This window comes from Candidatus Sulfotelmatobacter sp. (assembly GCA_035498555.1).
In the GTDB taxonomy this organism is placed as follows: Bacteria; Eisenbacteria; RBG-16-71-46; order RBG-16-71-46; family RBG-16-71-46; genus DATKAB01.
In genome coordinates this window covers 13,937-31,922 of the sequence record DATKAB010000161.1, presented here as the reverse complement: position 1 = coordinate 31,922, position 17,986 = coordinate 13,937, and the positions used below count along the sequence as shown (strand labels likewise).

Below are 17,986 nucleotides of genomic sequence, written 5' to 3'. Positions count from 1 at the left end.
AAGCCGGGCCAGCGTCTTGGTTGTGCGGCGCAGACTGTTGATGGGGGGAATCGGGCCGCTAAGTCCTTGAAAATTCGATCCGGCTTCTCCCGAGTTCGGGCCCGCGGCAGGCGATCAACATTCTCCGCCTCACAACCTAAGGTCCCGAGAGGGGGCTGCGATAGACGAGCCAGGCCGCCACCCGGGAAACCTCGGCCAGGCTGGCCGGGGCGACCTGATCGGGCAGGTCCAGGTGCGTGTGCCAGACCGGGTAGTCGAAGTCGATCAGGTCGACGGCCGGCAGCCCGGCGTCGAGAAGCGGCAGGTGGTCGTCGACGATCGTATAGCGAATTTCGTCGTGGAAAGCCCTGGAGCCGGTGGCCCGGGCGCCGTCCAGTACCAGCGCGACGAGATTGGCCGCGCGTTGATAGGAGTTGGATTCAACCGGGATGTCGAGATCACGATCGCCGACCATGTCGAAAAGAAAGGCGGCGACCGGCCGCCGCGGATCGCCGGTCGCAGGCAGGCGACGGGCGTACTCCTTCGCGCCGATCGAGAATTCATCCGGCCGAGTCGAGCGGCCCATGTCCTCGGCGTCGAAGAACACCAGATCCACCCCCACCGGCGCGCGTTCCCGCGACAGGCACTCGGCCACTTCGAACAGCACCGCCACCCCCGAGCCGCCGTCGTTGGCGCCCGGGCAGGGCAGCCGGCGCGAGGCCGTGTCGGGGTCCTCGTCGCTCCACGGCCGCGAATCCCAGTGCGCGCACAGCATCACGCGGCGGGTGACGCCGGGGTGGGCCGGCGGATAGCGGCCGATGACGTTGCAGAGCGACATCCGCTTGCCGAGCGTGGAATCGACGAAGGTCTGCTCCTCGACGTCGGCTCCGAGCCGGCGCAGCTCCGCCACCAGCCACGCGCGCATCGCCTGGTGGCCCGGGGTTCCGGGGATGCGCGGGCCGAACGCGACCTGCTTCGCGACGCGATCGTGCGCGCGTCCGCCGTCGATCGGGGGGGTGAAGCGGGCCGCGCACGAGAGCAGCGCGAGCGGCACCAGCATCGCCAGCACGCGCGGCCGGATCATCAGAAGGTGAAAGCGGCGCGCACTTCGACGCGAATGTTCTGAGAGATGATGTCGCGTTGAATGTCGCGGTTCAGGCCGTAGCCCAGGGTGAGATTGCCGGTCACGTTGTTGCTGAAGGAATACGAGCCGTTGCCGGTGAGCGACAGCCGGTCGCGGTCCACCGGCAGCTGGGGCTGGCTGTAACCCGCCTGGCGGGTCTCGCCGCTCTCTTTCGAGTAGACCATCGCCAGCGACAGGTTGACGTTGCTGCGCACCGTGCTCTCGCGGCCGAGCACCGAGATCTTCTGGCCCTTGCTGTAGGCGCGACTCAAGTTGAGATTGACGTCGGTGTTGCGACTGGTGGTGATGGAATTGACCAACTGGAAGTTCTCGCGCTCGCTCACGCGACGCTCGATTCTGAGTTCGGCTCGCGTCTGGTTCTTGAAGGTGCCGCTGACGCTGACCAGCGGCGACCACTGACTGCTGATGCTGCGCCCGGTCGGAATCGTCGAGATGCCGAGGAAGTCGGTCTGAACCGACCGGGTGTAGGACGTGCGCAGGGTGGGATTCTCCAGGAAGTGCGTCAAGTGGGTGATCTGGGCGAGCCGGCCGTAGTCCAGGTCGAAGTCCGGGAACTTGGTGGCGATCGACCGCGTGAGCAGCCCGTTCACGTTGTTCTTCGAGTTGTTGTACTCGGCGCGCACCGACATGTAGACATCGGCTCCCAGCGCCAGCCGGGTTCGTCCCGCCGTCCGCCAGTTGAACGATTGACTCGAGGAGTTGCCGAATTGAGGTGTCACCCCGTGCCCCGGCACCAGGCTGAATCCCGGCTGGCTGGTGATGCCGACCAGGTACGGAATGCTCGGGACGCCGGCGAGCCTCGAGTACGAGCTCGACTGGTTCACGCTCGCGTCGGCCGAGAAGCTCCCCAGTCTGGAGAGCAGGGACCCCACCGAGAAGCGCGGCCCTCGGTGCGTGCTGTCGGGAAGGGCGGACTGGCTTCGCCCCAGCCGATCGAAGGGCAGCGCCCAGCTTCCCGAGATCCCCTGGCCGTTGTTGATCGCGCGCACCGACATGTCCGGCGATAGATCCGGGCGATTGTCCTGGTTGTAGTTCGAGTTCCACGAGAAGCTCGGCGAGAGCCAGGGTCCGCGCGTCATGGCGTATCGCGAGTCGAAGCTCTGCCGCCACTGCGTCACGCGTCCCAGATTGATGAAGCCGATGCGCTCGAGGAGGTTGTCCGGCAGGGTCAGGCTTCGCACCGCGTCGAAATGGTGATGCAGGATGTCGAGCGGGCGCGTATCCGCGCCAAAGGTGATCGCGGCGCTGCGCGCGGCGATATTGGTCTGGGGCAGGACCGTCCCGTCGCGAAGCACGACAAAGCTCTGGCTGTTGGTGGTGGACACTCCGTAGTTCCAGAAGAGGTGCTCGGGCAGCGGGAACAGGTTGATCCGGGTGTGCGGAATCGGGAGCCGCAACAGGTTGCGCGGGCTGATGCCGTACGAGACGGTCGCGCTGCGGGTCTCTCCGTTGCTCAGCGAGGTCGGTCCGTGCCCGTCGCTGGTCGAATAGGTGTAGCTGCCGGTGATGCCACCGAGCGTGTAGCGAAGAAACGGGTTCGAACGGTCGCTCCACGACCGGCTGTAGCTGGCGCTCAGGCTCTTGGACTCGCTGCCGGTCTCGCTGTTGGCCTGCAGGGCGCCGGTGCGCACCACGTCATCGCCGGCCGTGAACATCGGCTGCGACGTATTGCGCGAATAGGTGCCGGAGAGCGGGATGACGATCCCGGTGCCCTCGAAGAAGCGATAGATGTCGAGCCCGCCCCCCAGCGTCAGGTCCGAGGTGCTGTTGCCCGAGCCGCGCGACTCGCCGACCGAGACGAAGTTGGCGTCGCGCGCGTTGTAGGCCAGGTTGTAGCGGAAGAGGTTCGCGAACTTGCCGTCCATCTGGAGGCGGCTCGCGTGGCCGACATCCTTGGCGACGTCGGTGGCGCGCAGCTCGTCGTACCAGAGCTGCCCCGAGTCATAGATCTTGTTCGAGGCGTTGACGAGTCCCACCGAGATGCGTCGCAATCGGGTGAACGAGGGCCGGCCGTTCACGATCAGCGAATCCCCCGGCTGGCTGCCGGCGGCCGAGTAATGGATGGGATCGTTGATCGGGAAATCCGGACGAAGCTTGAGATTCGAGAGATCGGTGAGCGGCAAGTGCACGGTCTGCCAGCCGCCCGAGGTGCCATTGTAGCGCGGCAGGCGCGTCCGGTACTCGTAATAGCTCTGGCCGAGCTCATCCGACGAGAAGCGGACGAAATAGTAGAGGGCGGTGTCGGTGGCGGCGCTGAAGCCGGAAACGTTGAAGCCGGTGGCGAACCAGTCGAGCGCCTTGTAGCGGCTGTAGTCCTCTTCGACCGAAAAGGTCTTGAACGCTTCCAGCGTCTGTCCGGGCATCAGCTGCGTGAACTCGAGCGACAGCGACTGCTCTCGCCGCGCAACGCTCTGGCTGCCGGCCAGCGTCTCGCCGGGATCGAACGGCGCGACGTAGTAGGGATTGTCGATGGTGTTGACACTGTTGAGCGTCAGGGTCGTGCCGTTCACCTGCGCGGCGCTGTCGAGGATCGCGGTCTGCCAGCGGCTGCCGACGATGTCGAGCCCACCCAGCACGATCAGCGGCCGCACCGGCTGCCCGCTGGACAGAGAATCCGCCGGCGGATCGGGGCGCATGATGCCCTCCATCCACAGCCGAAGATGCCGGGCCAGGGTGAGATCGGGGGAGCCGAACACCCGGCGCAGCGAGTCCGAGAGCGGAATGCGGTAGCGCCTCCAGCCATTGAGCGAGTCGGTGACCGCGCGGCCCGGATAGTCGCGCTGCACGTCCGTCACCAGGTACGGGTTGTTCCGCTGCCCCAGCTCGATCGTGTACTCGAAATAGTTCTCGCTGGTGTCGATGTTGTTGTTGAGATTCAGGTCTTCGGTGTCGGGGAATGGCAGCAGGTTCTTGTTGGCTTCGGTGCCGTTGGTGCCAAAGAAACGGCGGGTGTCGATCGGGTCCTTGTAATTCTCGTTGACGGTGTGGAAGTCGTCGCCTCCGGGGTCGGCCGCGCTCGCCGTCGTCAGGTCGCGCCAGAAATTCGGATCGGGATTGCCGAAGCCCGGCTCGTCCTTGTCCTTCAGGCCATCGACTCCGGTGTCTTCATCCTGTCCACCCGTGACGCTCAGCACGTTGTCGCGTGGCACCAGGTCCTCGGTGTCGAGCTTTCCGTTGGGTGGTTCGTCGGGGGAGCGCATCTGGTCCTCGCTCACCACACCCAGATCGAGATGCAACTTGACGTTCAGCCCCCGCACGCGTGGCTCCGCGTTCGGCCAGTTGTGATGATCGTTGAAATCGTTGACCCAGATGTCGATGAATTGGGCGCGGGACAGATCGAGCCCCACCTTGTCCAGCGAATAGGTGAGGCCGGCCCAGAGGGTGTCCGGCGACCCGAGCGAATTGTCGATGTTCCTGGTCGGCCGCCGCGGAATCGACAGCGCCAGCACCTGGCGCGAGTTGTCGGAGCCCTGCGCCTGGGTGAGGTCGGGATTCAATTCCTTCTCCTTCACCGCCGAGGGCGGCGAGTACCACTGGATCTCGGCGTTGTGCTGCTTGGCCAGCGCCAGGAGCGGCGTGCTGATCCCATTGACCAGACGGCTCGGCACGCTCGAGTGGAGCCAGTGCTCGGCGGTCATGGAGAGCGACACGGCGTCCTTCACGCCCTCCATGTCGTCGAGATAGACGACGTTCTTGGTGTTGGGATTGGGCAGCGACAGGCCCATTTCGGCCTGAACGTGGAAATCCGACTGGGTGGTCGTGCGGATGCCGGGCAGCCGATCCACCAGATGCGTGATCCAGTCCGGATGCAGCGTGAACTCGGTGTTCAAGTCGCCGATGATGCTGCGCGACGGCTCCTCGCCCAGACGCGGGCGGATGTCCTGGGCGCCGGTGCTTTCGTACATGAGCGCCGCGCCGACCCGCTTGTCACGGCCCTCGATGCGGAAGTCGCTGCCGATCAGCGTGCGTCCGGCCTGCGCGAACAGCGGGGCGTAGGAGTAGTTCACGTTGAGCTGGTCGGCGGGGCCGAGCTGGCGCTTGAGGGTGACGCGACCGATGTCGTAGTCGATCGAGTAGTCGCGGTCGCGCACCAGCTGGTCGCCGTTGATGGTGATGACCTCCGATCCCTCGAGGATGTTGCCGCGACCCAGCGAGATGTCGCCCACCGCCCGCGCCGCGGTGAAGTCCAGGTTGATGTAGTAGCGGACGTCGAGGTCCCGCCGCGGGTTGTACTTGTCGTAGATAAACGGGTTCGCCCCGTCCGCGCTGTCGGGATTGGCGGTTAGCGAATCGCGCCGAAACACGAAGTGACTGCTCACGAATTGCTCGAACGGCTTCGCGTCGGGGCCGGCCAGGCGCGGAGCGAACGGCCGGATGTCCGGGAAGAACAGGATGCCGTTCTCGTAGTCGATGAATGCCCGGCTGTCCGTGCTGACGAGCGAGCCGTCCACCTTGGCGTCGTGGCCGGGAAGCGGCTGGCCGGTGGTCTCATCGACGTTGTCGAGCCCGAGCGCCTCGATATAGGGAACCGGAGTGTGAGCGGCGTCCTTGAGGTTGAGGAACGTGACCGGCGGCTGGTCCACGCCCCGCTGGATGGCCATGGTGAAGGTCGTCGGATCGATCCGCTGGCCAGGGAGCTGGTAGAAATTGTGCAGCTCGAGGTCGCGCACGCGCGTGAATACGTTGGTGGTGTCGTAGTTGCCGGCGGCGTCCTGGCTCAGCTGGCTCTGGGGCGGGCGCAACAGCTTCATGCGCAACGCGTGCGCGGTGTCGGGTGCGGCGTCCACCTCGTACTCGCCGCCGATGTCCACCAGTGCGCCGCCCGGCGGATAGAGCTGGGAGCCGTCCTTGGCCAACGCTCGCGCCTGATAGGTGATGCCCAGCCGCTGCTCGCCGCTCACCTGCTTCACCAGGCGCAGGACCTTGAAGAACGGGCCGTAGACGTTGCGCAGGATCTCGTAGTCGGCATTCGCGCCCGGATTGAGCAGCGCGAACGACCCGCGCACCGCCGAAGAGTCCGCCACCGACGTGCCGCGATCCTCGGGATTGATTAGGGCCTTGCCGCGCACCACGTTGATGTCGTTGCCGTAGTTGTAGTCGTCGAGATAGACCTTGATCGAGGTCTCAGGAATGTCGATGCCCGCAAAATTGGGGTCCGCCGCCACGCTCGGCGGCAGCCAGCTCGGGAGCGTGTTGGGATCGTAGAGCAAGTAGAAGACACCACGGATGTAGTCCATGTCGGCGAGCGTGCCGGTCTGGTGCGAGGCCCCGCCGGTGTAGGTGGCGCGCTCGCTGCGGCCCTCCTGCTTGCTGGCCAGGAGGGTGAAGTCGGCGGGCCCGAAGCGCAGGGCCGACTTGATGCCGAACAGACCGTCGTTCTTGCCGCTGTAGGAGACGTATTGGGTGCCGGGCAGCGAGAGATCGGTGTTGCCGAGCGCCAGCTGCTGCACCATGTCGTCTTCTTCGCCCTTGTAGTTGATGTAGATCCGATTGGCGAGCGGCACCTGGTTGGCCGAGTTCTGCAACAGGTTGACCTTGATCCGATCCGAGAGCTGGCCTTCGAGTCGGATGTCGAGGTCCTGCTGCATGTCGAGCGAAGGGAACAGCGAGCGCTTCTGCCCCAGCGGTCCAATCTGTTGATTGGTCCAGTTGCTCTGGCCCGAAAAGCGGATGTTCTCCGAACCCGCCACGTTGATCGCCGGTCCGCCCGGACCGAGCAGGCTCTGGACCTGTTTGGGGAGCGGCGAGGGCAGCTTGAACGACAGCCCCCCGGTACCGGTGGTGGGCCCGGCTACCGCCGCTCGGGTGTTGATGGACTCGACGGATTTCTTGACCCACAAGCGCTGAAAATTGTCGCGCGACATCTGATCGGCATAGCTGTCGAAGGTCAGGCGCAGCGGCGGACCCACCGGAACCGTGTTCACCAGCGGCCCGGCGCTCACGGTGCCCGAATCGGGGTCGACGTTGACCCGCAGCGTGCGCGGGTCGAAGGTCAGCTTCAGCGCCACCCAGTTGTCCACGATCGGGGGCAGCGCGGCGGTCACGAAGTCGTTTTCGAGCGTCAGGCGGCTGACCGGTCGCCAGGGAGGCGGCAGGGTGTCCGCAGGGGCCGGCTTGGCCTTGTGAAGGCCAAACCCCGGGAAACCCTTGAGAGAGATTAGAAATGCCAGTGCTGGCAGGGTGGGCGCAATCGGCATTCATGCCCCGAAACACTCGCGCCACCTGCGGGGGAGGCGCAGCGGCGGACCGTCGCGACCGCGGCGAAATGGGCTAAGTCATGCCGCGGCAAATCCATTCGCTCCTCTTACGGCCCGTGGGGTAGGCTCCGCCCCCGTGGGTATCCTTCGTTCCTACATTCTCCGGCAGCACCTGGTTCCCTTTCTTCTCGGCTTCGGGGTCGTCACCTTCATCCTCGAGATGGACGCCCTGATCCAGTACATGGACCTGATCGTCAACCGGGGGGTCCCGGTACTGGTCGTCGGCCAGATCTTCGTGCTCTCCCTGGGCTTCGTGCTGGCCATGTCGTTGCCCTGCGCGGTCCTGGTGGCGGTCCTCATGACCTTCGGGCGGCTCTCGCAGGACAACGAGATCACCGCCATGAGGGCCGGCGGAGTGAACGTGGCCCAGGCCCTGGTCGCCCCGCTCGGGGCTTCGGTAGTCCTGGCCATCCTGATGACGCTGTTCAACAACCACGTGCTGCCCGACGCCAACCATGCATTTTTCAACCTCATGGTGGATATCGGCCGCATGCGGCCCACGGTCAAGCTGCAGGAGGGGGTGTTCATCACCGATTTCCCGGGCTACAACCTGCTGGTCCAGTCGGTGAACGGCCGAACCAACGAGATGAGCGGCGTGACGATCTACCAGCTGCGCGCCGGCGGACCTCCGACCACGATCTTCGCCAAGAAAGGCATGCTCTCCTACTCGCCCGACGGCCACACCGCGGTGCTGGAACTGAAGGACGGCGAGATCCACGACATTCCCCCCGACGAGGAGGGCGCGCGTCACTATCGCCGTCTGGTGTTCAAGACCCACACCATCAATATTCCCGGAGCCGGCGCGTTCCTCGAGCGCACGGTGCGCGATTCGCGCACCGATCGCGAGATGAGCGCGAAGGAGCTGATCGCCGTGCGTGACAGCATCACGCGTCAGTACCGGGACGCGGTGTTCGATCGCCGGCTGCGACTTCGCGGGCTCGGCGCCAGTCAGGCGGACCTCGCCGCGCTGACTCCCGAGCGCCAGCCGTGGCCCGCCCGGCTGACGGGCTGGCTGGCGCGCGTGATCCTCCACCGGCAGGAGTTCGAGGATGTCGCGCGGAACTCGCCGGTGGTGCGCGCCGAGTTCGACATGTGGAGACTGGAACGGGAGGCGCTGCTCAAGCGCATTGCCGGCCTGTCGGTCGAGATCCACAAGAAGTTCTCGCTGCCGACCGCCTGCGTGGTGTTCGTGCTGCTCGGCGCGCCGCTCGGCATGAGGGTGCGGCGCACCGGTCCGGCGGTCGCGTTCCTGTCGGTGCCGCTGTTCCTGTTCTATTACATGTGTCTGGTTGGCGGCGAAGAGCTGGCGGACCGGCTGCTGATCGCGCCGTGGCTGTCGATGTGGCTTCCGAATCTGGTGCTCGGACTCTGGGGAATCATCGCCACCTGGAAGGCCTGCGATCTGCCGTGGCCGACGATGCGATCGTCGGCGCAGCCGCGGGCCCGGCTGGCGCCCCGGAGCGCCGCGGCGTGAAGATTCTCGATCGCTACCTGCTGCGCGAATTCTCCGGTTATCTGGCGCTCGGCGTCACCGGCTTCGTGGTCATCCTGCTGGTGGTCGAGCTGTTCCAGCGCATCGACGTCTTCCTCGACCAGCACGCGCCGCCCCAGACCGTGGCGCGCTACCTGCTGCTCCAGGCCCCGCAGACCATCGTCCAGATCCTGCCGATTGCGATGCTACTGGCCACCTTTCTCGCGCTCGGCCAGCTGAACAAGTTCGGCGAGCTGGCCGCGATGCGCGCCGCCGGCCTCTCGCTGCTCCGCATCCTGCGCCCGATCATGGCGCTGTCGGTGCTGGTGACGCTCGGGGCGTTCCTGATCGACGAGCTGATCGTGCCGGGCGCGAACCGGGTGCGTGACGAGGTGCTCCACGAGCAGATCGAGCGCGTTCGCACCGAGCAGCCGACCGAGCGCGCCGACGTCACCTATCTCGGCGAGGGCGGGCGGATCTACATCATGCGGCTCTACCTGATCAAGGAGCGCCGCATGCACGAGGTCTCGCTGCAGGAATTCCACAACGGCGCGCTGGTGCGCCGCATCGACGCCGACGAGGCGAGCTGGAACGGCAGCGGCTGGACCTTCAGCTCGGGCGTGGTGCGCACCTTCGTGGGCGGGCAGGAGCAGGCACGCCCCTTCGATCGCATGACGGTGGGCGGGATTCGCGAGCGGCCCGAGGATTTCGCCCGCGAAACCCGCAATCCCGACGAGATGAGCTACGCTGAGCTGCGCAACTACGTCGAGCGTCTCCGCGCGAGCGGGGCGCGCGTGGCCGGCCATCTCGTCGATCTGCACCTCAAGCTGGCCCTGCCGCTGGTCAACCTGATCGTGATCATGATCGGCGCCTCGGTCGCGACCCGCCTGCGCTCGCAGAGCACCGCGCTCGGCTTCGGCCTGTCGATCGCGATCGCGATCGCCTACTACGCCTTCGTGCGGATGGGCCAGGCGTTCGGGCACAACGGTGCGCTGCCCCCCTACCTGGCGGCGTGGTCGGGGAATCTGGTGTTCGGCGGCGCAGGCGCCGTCATGCTCTGGCAGGCGCAGCAGCGCTAGGCGGTCGCTACACCTCGAACGCCGAGCCGATCGCGTCCACCCGGGCGCAGAATTCCACGTCGCGGGCGAAACCGGCGCCAAGGGAGCGCAGGTAACGGCCGTGCGAGCAACCTTCGAGCAGCGCGCGCACCGCGGCCGCATCCGGCGGCGCCAGCGCCTCCGCGATTCGCGCCCCGGGACCGGCGGCGTCGAATCCGCGCGCTCGCAGCGAACGCATCAGCCAGCCCGCGCATGCCGCGTCTTCGAGCGCAAAGCGCCCCAGCTTGCCGGCCGCCACCAGCCACACTTCTTCCGCGTTCGCCAGCCGCTCGGCGGTCGCGGTCACGTTGACGAACGCGGCGAGCAGGCGGCGATCGGCGCCCACCGCATGGCGCAGCGCCTGCGAACCGTTGGTGGAAGCGAACAGCAGAGTCCTGCCCGCGACGACCTCGCGCGAGTACTCGAACGGCGAGTTGCCGAGATCGAAGCCGGGCACTTTCTTTCCTTCTCGCTCGCCGCACAGCAGCGCGCCCGGATGCTGGTCGCGGAGCCGGAATCCTTCCGCGACGGTGCCGGCCGGGAGCACGCGCGCCGCGCCGTTCGAGAACGCCACCGAGAGCGAAGTGGTGGCGCGCAGCACGTCGATCGCGACCGCGACCGCGCCGCGGCCGGGCGCCGGACCGGGGGCAACCGCGCCAACGCTCCGCTCGAGCGGCAGGTGCAGATAATCGCGCGAGTCTCGCCGGGCCTCGACGTCGGCCGCCGCCGGGGCGGCGAGCACGACCCGCACGCGCTTCACGTCCGGCCCTTCGCCCGCTTCAGCGGGCGGCGACCGGCTCGCGATTCGCGAGCAGCTTCTCGACGAAGTGGGTGTCGAGGTCGCCGCGCCGGAACCGCTCGTCGCGCAGTGCGATCAGGTGGAAGGGAATCGTGGTCTTGATGCCCTCGACGATCATTTCCTCGAGGGCGATCTCCATGCGCCGAAGCGCTTCGCGCCGGTCCTTGCCGTAGGCGATCAGCTTGCCGATCATCGAGTCGTAATAGGGAGGAACCGAGTAGCCGGCGTAGACGTGGCTGTCCACCCGCAGGCCCGGGCCGCCGGGCTTGTAGAAGTAGGTGATCTTGCCGGGGCTCGGCCGGAAACCGTGCTCGAAATCCTCGGCATTGATGCGGCACTCGATGGCGTGGCCGGTCCACTCGATCTGCTCCTGAGTGAACGAGAGCTTCTCTCCCGCCGCCACCAGGATCTGCTCCTTCACCAGGTCGAGCTTGGTGACCTCCTCGGTCACCGGATGCTCCACCTGAATGCGCGTGTTCATTTCCATGAAGTAGAACGAGCCGTCCTGATCGAACAGGAATTCCATGGTGCCGGCGTTCACATAGCCGATGGATTGCGCGCCCCGCACCGCCATCGAGCCCACCTTGCGCCGCTGCTCCGAACTCAGGAATGGACTCGGCGATTCCTCGATGAGCTTCTGGTGATTGCGCTGCACCGAGCATTCACGCTCGCCGAGATGAACCAGGGTGCCGTGGGTGTCGCCGAACAGCTGGAACTCGATATGGCGCGGCCGGCCGATGTATTTCTCGAGATAGACCGCGCTGTTGTTGAAGGCTGCGCCGGCCTCGGCCTGGGCGATGCCAAACCCGGCGCGCAATTGTTTCTCGTCGTGAGCCACGCGCATGCCGCGACCGCCGCCGCCGGCCGCCGCCTTGATGATGACCGGAAATCCGATCTGCCGGGCCAGCTCGAGCGCCGAGTCGGCGTCGTCCAGCACGCCTTCGCTGCCGGGAACCACCGGGAGCCCGGCGTCCTTCATGGTCCGCCGCGCGACCGCCTTGTCGCCCATCTTGCGGATCATCTCGGGGGTCGGGCCGATGAAGCGGAACCCGCACGAGGCACAAACCTCGGCGAAATGGGCGTTCTCGGACAGGAAACCGTAGCCGGGGTGGATGGCGTCCACGCCGGTCACTTCCGCGGCGGAGATCAGTCGCGCGATGTAGTTGTAGGACTGGGCGGGGGGCGGCGGGCCGATGCACACCGACTCGTCGGCGAGTCGGACGTGCAGGCTGTCCCGGTCGGCTTCGCTGAACACCGCCACGGTGGCGATGTTGAGCTCGCGGCACGCGCGGATGATCCGCAATGCGATTTCGCCACGATTGGCCACCAGGACCTTGCGGAACATCCTCCTCCTACTGGCTCATCCAGCCGGGACGATTGCCTCCACCGGTCTGCCCGGGCGGCTGCGAGCCGACGGGCGCCGAGCCCCCCATGCTCGCCCCGAAGCCACCGCCGCTCTCTTCCGCGGCATCCACCGCCTGCCAGGTGCGGTCCGAGGTCGCCGAGATTCCCTTGAGCTTGAGACTCAGTTCGTTGGGGTTGGAGCTGTTCCGCAGGGCCTCCTCCTCGGAGATCACGCCATCGCGCAGCAAGCTGAGGATCGACTGATCGAAAGTCTGCATGCCGTACTGAGTCACTCCCTCCGCCACCACCTGGCGGAGCAACGGCGTCTTTTCCTGGTCCATGATGTATTCGCGCACCGTGGGCGTGGAGACCATGATCTCGGCCGAGGGCACGCGACCTGCGCCGTCTTTCCTCGGAATCAGTCGCTGCGAGATGACGGCGCGCAGGTTGGTGGCGATCGAGAGGCGCACTTCGTCGTGCTGGTGCGGTGGATAGAACGAGATGATGCGCTGGATGGTCTGCATGACGTCGGTGGTGTGCAGCGTCGACAGCACCAGGTGGCCGGTGTCGGCCGCCATCAGCGCGGTGCTCATGGTGTCGAGGTCGCGGATTTCGCCGACCAGGATGATGTCGGGGTCCTGGCGCAGCACGTACTTGAGGCCGTCGTGGAACGAGCGGGTGTCCAGCCCGACCTCGCGCTGGTGGATGTACGAGAGCCGGTCCCGGTGAAGGAACTCGATGGGGTCCTCGACGGTGATCACGTTGCGCGAAGTCACCTTGTTGATCGAATCGATCATCGCCGCGAGCGTGGTGGACTTGCCCGAGCCGGTACGCCCGGTCACCAGGATCAGTCCGCGCGGCGAGAACGCCAGCTCGCGCACCACCGGAGGCAGCGTGAGATCGTCGATGCTCGGCACCTCGACCGGCACGTGCCGGAGGGCGAGCGCCGGGGTGCCGCGCTGCATGAAGATGTTGGCGCGGAACCGGGCGAGCCCCGACACGCCGAAGGCGAAGTCGATCTCGCTGTGGGTCGAGAAGTAGAGGCGCTGCTCCTCGTTGAGCAGCTGGTTGCTCACCTCGCGCAGCTCGGTGGCGCTGGGCGGCGGCTCGTCGAGCGTGTAGAGCACGCCGTCGACGCGCACCACGGGCGGGGTTCCCGCCTTGAGATGAAGGTCGCTCGCTCGCGCGGCGATCATCTTATCGAGCACGGTGCGGATGTTCATGGCGCTCCTTCGCCCACGGCGTCGTTCAGGCCGGCTCGATCAAGAAGAGCTTCTGACCGAACTCCACCGGATGGCTGTTCTCGACCAGAATCTGGACCACCCGCCCGCGCACTTCCGATTCGATCTCGTTCATCAGCTTCATGGCCTCGACGATGCACACCGTCTGCCCCACCTCGACCATGTCGCCCACCTCGACGTACGGATCGGCGTCCGGCGCCGGCGCGCGATAGAACGTCCCCACCATCGGAGAGGTGATCGCCACCGATTTGTCGGCAACCGCCGTCTCGGCCGCCTTCGCGTCCGAGGACGATCGTGCCGACGGCGTCGGCGCGGCCGCGAAGGCCTCCCCCGGTGACGGCGCCTGCCGCATCACGCCTGCCGCCGAAATGCGAATGGTGCGCCCGCCGGAGGTGACCTCGAGCTCGCCGATGCCGGTGCGCTGAACCAGACGGATGAGCTGGCGGATGTCCGCGAGCGGCACCCTTCCGGACGGCGCACCGCCGGAGTTATCGGCGCCCGCCGAGGCGGACTTCACGTCGCGCGCGGCCCCGGAGCGCTTCGCTTCCTTGCGCGGGCGCGCAGCGACGGGCCTACGCGATCGCGGCACGGTCGAGGACCCCGGCGAGAGCGCGAAGCGCCAGCGAGTAGCTGTCGGCGCCGAATCCCTGCACCACTCCCACCGCTTTTCCGGCGGTCAGCGATTGGCGGCGGAAGCTCTCGCGCGCCTGCGGGTTCGAGAGATGGACTTCGACCACCGGGACCGCGCACGCCGCCACCGCGTCGCGCAGCGCGACGCTGGTGTGTGTGAGGCCGCCGGGGTTCAGGACGATGCCGTCGAAGGAACGCCCGGCGAGCGCGGGCAGGCTTAAGTAGATCGCGTCGATCAGCACACCCTCGTGGTTGCTCTGAAGGGATTCGACCTCGCAACCGAGCTGACTTCCCAGCTGGCGCAGCCCCGCGTCGATCTGGTCGAGAGTCGCGGCGCCGTACACCTCGGGCTCACGCGTCCCGAGCGCCTGAAGGTTGGGGCCGTGCAGGACCAGGATGCGTCGCATCGGGCCTCCATGGCCTCCGCCTGACGGTGCCCGGCGCCTCAATTCCCGGCGCCGGCTTCCTTCAGGGCCGCCTTCACCCGACGGCCCTCAATTGAACGCGGGACGCTAGCAAAGCCCAATCGGGGCGTCAATACCCAGCGCACTTCCCGACCGCGTCTTTTCTTGTCGACGCGCATCGCGCGTTCGAGCCGCGAGATTCGAAGCGGCGGCAGCCGGCTCGGGAGCGCCAGCGCGTCGAGCAACGCTTCGAGTCGGGCGCGATCCGCATCGGGCAGCCCGACCTCGCGCACCGAGAGCCGCGCGGCCACCCGCATGCCCAGTGCGATCGCCTCGCCGTGGAGAAGTCTTCGATATCCCAGCGCGGCCTCGATCGCGTGGCCGAGCGTGTGGCCGAAGTTGAGCGCGGTCCGCGCCCCGGCCTCGCGCTCGTCGGCGAGCACGATGCGCGCCTTGGCCCGAACCGCGAGCTCTCCGGCACGGGCCAGGGCGGCGGGCTCGGCGCCCGCCAGCGCCGAACGGTGCGCTTCGCACCATCGAAACAACCGGGCGTCGACTGCGAATCCCATCTTCACGACCTCGGCGAGTCCCGCGCGAAGCTGCCGCGCCGGAAGGGTGCCAAGCGTCGCGGCGTCGATCAGCACTCCGGCCGGCTGGTGGAAAGCGCCGACCAGGTTCTTGCCTTCCGGGAGGTCGATGGCGGTCTTGCCGCCGACGCCGCTGTCCACCTGGGCGAGCAGCGTGGTGGGAACGGCGATCCACGGCACGCCGCGCAACCAGCTGGCCGCGGCGAATCCCGCGAGGTCACCGACCACGCCACCACCGAGCGCCACCACCAGGTCCGCGCGGCTGAACTCGAGCCTGGCGAGCTCACGCCAGAGTCGCTCGAGCTGATCCGCGTTCTTCGAACGCTCCCCGGCCGGAATGGCGAACGAGGCGACCTCGATCCCGGCGCGACGCAGCGAGGAGCGTGTCGCGCGGCCGTAGAGCGCGCCCACCCGCGTGTCGGTGACGAGCAGCGCGCGTCGCGCGCCGGTGATCCGGCGGGCGAATGCTCCGACGCGCGCGAGACCGCCGGAGTCGAACCGGACCCGAGTGCGCGACGAAGCTCCCGGATAGAGAAGTCCGAACTCTTTCACTCGCGGCGCGGAGCTTGACTCTGACCCTTGAGCTGCTCGAGCTGCCGGTTGAGCTCCTGAATCTGGCGCTCGAGATCCGAGATGCGATCCGGGGAGGTGGAGTTGGAACGCGCCGACGACGTCGCGGCAGCGGATGCGGTGAGCGCCCAGCTCGGTGCCACGTCGGGCGATTCGCCGAGCAACGCGCTTCCGACCTTCTGCAGGTCCTGGCGGACCCACACCAGGCCCACCGCGGTTCCCGGCGGGGTGGCGGCCACCCATCGCGCCAGCTGGCCGGGATACTCGACGCGCTCGCCATCGAATCCGACGATCAGATCGCCGCGCTGCAATCCGAGCTTCGCCGCCGGGCCACCGGGAATCACGCTCTCGACCAGGGCGCCGATCGGCACCTGGCTTCCGCGCTCGGTCTCGCTCGGCACCGACGCGCCGCTGGTGGTGACGCCGAGATAGCCGTGGCGCACGCGGCCGTCGCGGCGCAGCGCGTCGTAGACGCGCGACAGGGTCTCGACCGGCAGCACGAAGCTCATGCCGGTCGGGCGGCGCTCGCCGTCGGAAGTGGCGCCGATATCGGGCGAGCCGAGCTCGCCCTGAACGATGCCGATCAGCTCGCCGCGGGCATTGACGGCCGCGCCGCCGCTGTTGCCGGGCGACACCGTGTTCGAGAGCTGGAGCAGCGAAAGGCGCGGCTCGCTGTAGAACGCGTTGATCGTGCCCACCGATTCGGTGAGCTGGAAGCGGTAGGAGGCGCCCTCCGTCAGAACCCAGTCGCCGATTTGAGGGGGCCGTTCGGTCGCGAGGTGCAGGACGGGCAGGCGGACCCCGGGCACACGCAACAGCGCGACGTTGAACACCGGATCCACGCCGGCGATGCTCGCGTCGAGCTGCAGGCCGTTGGCGGTGCGCACCACCACCCGGTCGGCTCGCAGCACAACGCTGGCGGTGGTGAGGATCGCGCTCTCCTCGACCGCGACCCCCGAGCCGACGCGGGTGTGAACTCCCGAGACGGTTCTCCCGGTCCGATGATCGCGATGCTCTTCGTTGCTGAGCGAGACCACCACGACCACCGAGCCGCGCACCCGCTTCGACATCGACGCGACGTCGGTCTGGAGCGCCGAGAGGTCGGACTGGGGAAAGGCAGGCGTCGCGGAGCACAGCAACGCCACGAGCGAGACCAGGGCGAGCGCCCTGTAGCGCTGGTCCCGCGGCCCGGCTCCGGCGAATCTCATCCCGGTACTCCTAGAAAGTGATGACCGCCCTCTCGCCCTGAGTGGCGCCGGAGGAGTGAGTCACCGAGGCACGCCCGCGATGGAGCGTCACCGGATCGAGGATGAATTCCACGTCGGCCGAATGGTCGAACAGGCTGTCGGGCAGCGGCGCGTTGGCGGCGAGATTGGCCGGCAGACGCGAATCGATCGCACGGGCCGCCCCGTGCGACGGGGCCGCCGGCGAATGGACCAGGACCGGCTCCGTCACCGACTGACCGACGGGGGCACGCTGGGCAACCCGTGGGGAGCGCGAGCCGGACAGCCACGGCCCCAGCACCGTCAGCGTGAGCAGCAGCACGGCAGCCGCTCCGGCCGTGATCGGCACCCACTGCGGGCGGAGCTGTGGGAGTCGGTCGGGAGCGGTCTCCGACCGTCTCGCCCGTTGCAGGGCGCGCTCGGCCAGATCGGGTGAGGCCTCGATGCGCGGGAGCGATCCCAGCAGCTCGAGGGTTCGGGCGTACTGCTCGTAGTCGCGCCGGCACGCCGGGCAGGAGGCGAAGTGTCCCTCGAGCCATTCGCGCTCGGCTTGCGTCGTTTCGTCGTCCCAGAAGGCTGCGAACAACCTGCGGGCATGGGTGCAGTTCATGAGTCGCCTTCGTCGCGCAGTAGCGGTTGGAGCTTGCGCTTCAGCATGGTCCGGGCCCGGTTGATGCGCGAACGCACCGTCCCGCCGGGGATGCCGAGCACTTGTGCGATCTCCTCGTACGGAAGTCCTTCGAGATCTCTCAAAACCACGGCCAGTCGGTACTTCTCAGGGACGGTGCCGATCGCGCGCGCCATCGCCTCCTGCAGCTGCTCGCGTTCCATCGAGCGCTCCGAACCCTCCGTCGGGTCGGCGAGAATCGGCGCGCTGTCCTTGAGCAGATCCTGCAGGGCGTCGAGGCTGAACCAGTGCCGTTTGCGGACCCGTCGCCGGATCTCGTTCTTGGCCAGGTTCGCCGCGATCGTGAACAGCCAGGTGGAGAACTTCGAGCCTCGCCGGTAGTTTCGCCGGTGCACGTAAACCCGGACGAAGACTTCCTGCGCGAGGTCGTCCGCGCTCTCCCGGTCGTTCAGGACCCTGCTGATGAGATTGATCACGCGGCCTTGAAAGCGCCGGACCAGCTCCGTGAATGCCCGCTCCTCGTCCTCGGAGACCCGGGCCATCAGGTCTTCGTCCGAGAGGCGGACAATGGGAGGAGGAACCGGATCGCGATCAGGCGCCACGTGCACTCTC

At 67.3% G+C, this 17,986-nt stretch carries 13 protein-coding genes; 2 read left to right on the top strand and 11 right to left on the bottom strand.

What is annotated here, in order from left to right; translation table 11 throughout:
• Window positions 1-136: 136 nt before the first annotated feature.
• Both VMJ70_13040 and sprA read right to left on the bottom strand, forming a co-directional pair.
• Window positions 137-1,063, bottom strand: a complete 927-nt coding sequence (locus VMJ70_13040) for a M28 family peptidase (protein ID HTO92051.1) — start codon at window positions 1,061-1,063, stop codon at window positions 137-139.
• Entirely contained in the window at window positions 1,063-7,320 is a 6,258-nt protein-coding gene (gene sprA, locus VMJ70_13035; protein ID HTO92050.1) for a cell surface protein SprA, read from the bottom strand. Before sprA ends, VMJ70_13040 begins: the two co-directional genes overlap by 1 nt.
• Before the next feature lie 136 nt (window positions 7,321-7,456).
• Between sprA and VMJ70_13030 the strand changes: the two genes are divergently transcribed.
• On the top strand, window positions 7,457-8,854 hold the full coding sequence (locus VMJ70_13030; protein HTO92049.1) for an LptF/LptG family permease: 1,398 nt from the start codon (window positions 7,457-7,459) through the stop codon (window positions 8,852-8,854).
• Window positions 8,851-9,930, top strand: a complete 1,080-nt coding sequence (locus VMJ70_13025) for an LptF/LptG family permease (protein HTO92048.1) — start codon at window positions 8,851-8,853, stop codon at window positions 9,928-9,930. The genes VMJ70_13030 and VMJ70_13025 overlap by 4 nt, the downstream gene beginning before the upstream one ends.
• 7 nt (window positions 9,931-9,937) lie before the next feature.
• Here VMJ70_13025 and VMJ70_13020 read toward each other — a convergent pair whose 3' ends face one another.
• From VMJ70_13020 to VMJ70_12980, 9 genes are read right to left on the bottom strand one after another with little or no spacing between them, the layout of a single operon-like run.
• On the bottom strand, window positions 9,938-10,708 hold the full coding sequence (locus tag VMJ70_13020) for a 2-phosphosulfolactate phosphatase (GenBank protein HTO92047.1): 771 nt from the start codon (window positions 10,706-10,708) through the stop codon (window positions 9,938-9,940).
• A 19-nt stretch (window positions 10,709-10,727) separates the two neighbouring features.
• On the bottom strand, window positions 10,728-12,092 hold the full coding sequence (accC, locus tag VMJ70_13015) for an acetyl-CoA carboxylase biotin carboxylase subunit (protein ID HTO92046.1): 1,365 nt from the start codon (window positions 12,090-12,092) through the stop codon (window positions 10,728-10,730).
• 7 nt (window positions 12,093-12,099) lie between these two features.
• The gene (locus VMJ70_13010; GenBank protein ID HTO92045.1) at window positions 12,100-13,314 is read right to left on the bottom strand and encodes a type IV pilus twitching motility protein PilT; all 1,215 of its coding nucleotides are present in this window, start codon (window positions 13,312-13,314) and stop codon (window positions 12,100-12,102) included.
• Window positions 13,315-13,339: 25 nt separating this feature from the next.
• Window positions 13,340-13,849 (bottom strand): acetyl-CoA carboxylase biotin carboxyl carrier protein, encoded by a 510-nt coding sequence (accB, locus tag VMJ70_13005; protein ID HTO92044.1) that lies wholly within the window; start codon window positions 13,847-13,849, stop codon window positions 13,340-13,342.
• Between the two features lie 55 nt (window positions 13,850-13,904).
• Window positions 13,905-14,369 (bottom strand): type II 3-dehydroquinate dehydratase, encoded by a 465-nt coding sequence (gene aroQ, locus VMJ70_13000; protein ID HTO92043.1) that lies wholly within the window; start codon window positions 14,367-14,369, stop codon window positions 13,905-13,907.
• 38 nt (window positions 14,370-14,407) lie between these two features.
• Complete coding sequence (gene aroB, locus VMJ70_12995) at window positions 14,408-15,505, bottom strand: 3-dehydroquinate synthase (protein HTO92042.1); 1,098 nt, start codon at window positions 15,503-15,505, stop codon at window positions 14,408-14,410.
• The gene (locus VMJ70_12990) at window positions 15,502-16,731 is read right to left on the bottom strand and encodes a S1C family serine protease (GenBank protein HTO92041.1); all 1,230 of its coding nucleotides are present in this window, start codon (window positions 16,729-16,731) and stop codon (window positions 15,502-15,504) included. The genes aroB and VMJ70_12990 overlap by 4 nt, the downstream gene beginning before the upstream one ends.
• 10 nt (window positions 16,732-16,741) lie before the next feature.
• A complete protein-coding gene (locus tag VMJ70_12985; GenBank protein ID HTO92040.1) occupies window positions 16,742-17,356 on the bottom strand; it encodes an anti-sigma factor in 615 nt (204 codons plus the stop codon).
• On the bottom strand, window positions 17,353-17,976 hold the full coding sequence (locus VMJ70_12980) for a sigma-70 family RNA polymerase sigma factor (protein HTO92039.1): 624 nt from the start codon (window positions 17,974-17,976) through the stop codon (window positions 17,353-17,355). The genes VMJ70_12985 and VMJ70_12980 overlap by 4 nt, the downstream gene beginning before the upstream one ends.
• Between the last annotated feature and the right edge of the window lie 10 nt (window positions 17,977-17,986).

Coding starts and splice junctions, on each gene's coding strand:
- accC (HTO92046.1), bottom strand. CDS start 12,092: ATGTTCCGCAAGGTCCTGGTGGCCAATCGTGGCGAAATCGCATTGCGG.
- VMJ70_13010 (HTO92045.1), bottom strand. CDS start 13,314: ATGAACATCCGCACCGTGCTCGATAAGATGATCGCCGCGCGAGCGAGC.
- VMJ70_12985 (HTO92040.1), bottom strand. CDS start 17,356: ATGAACTGCACCCATGCCCGCAGGTTGTTCGCAGCCTTCTGGGACGAC.
- VMJ70_13040 (HTO92051.1), bottom strand. CDS start 1,063: ATGATCCGGCCGCGCGTGCTGGCGATGCTGGTGCCGCTCGCGCTGCTC.
- sprA (HTO92050.1), bottom strand. CDS start 7,320: ATGCCGATTGCGCCCACCCTGCCAGCACTGGCATTTCTAATCTCTCTC.
- aroQ (HTO92043.1), bottom strand. CDS start 14,369: ATGCGACGCATCCTGGTCCTGCACGGCCCCAACCTTCAGGCGCTCGGG.
- VMJ70_12990 (HTO92041.1), bottom strand. CDS start 16,731: ATGAGATTCGCCGGAGCCGGGCCGCGGGACCAGCGCTACAGGGCGCTC.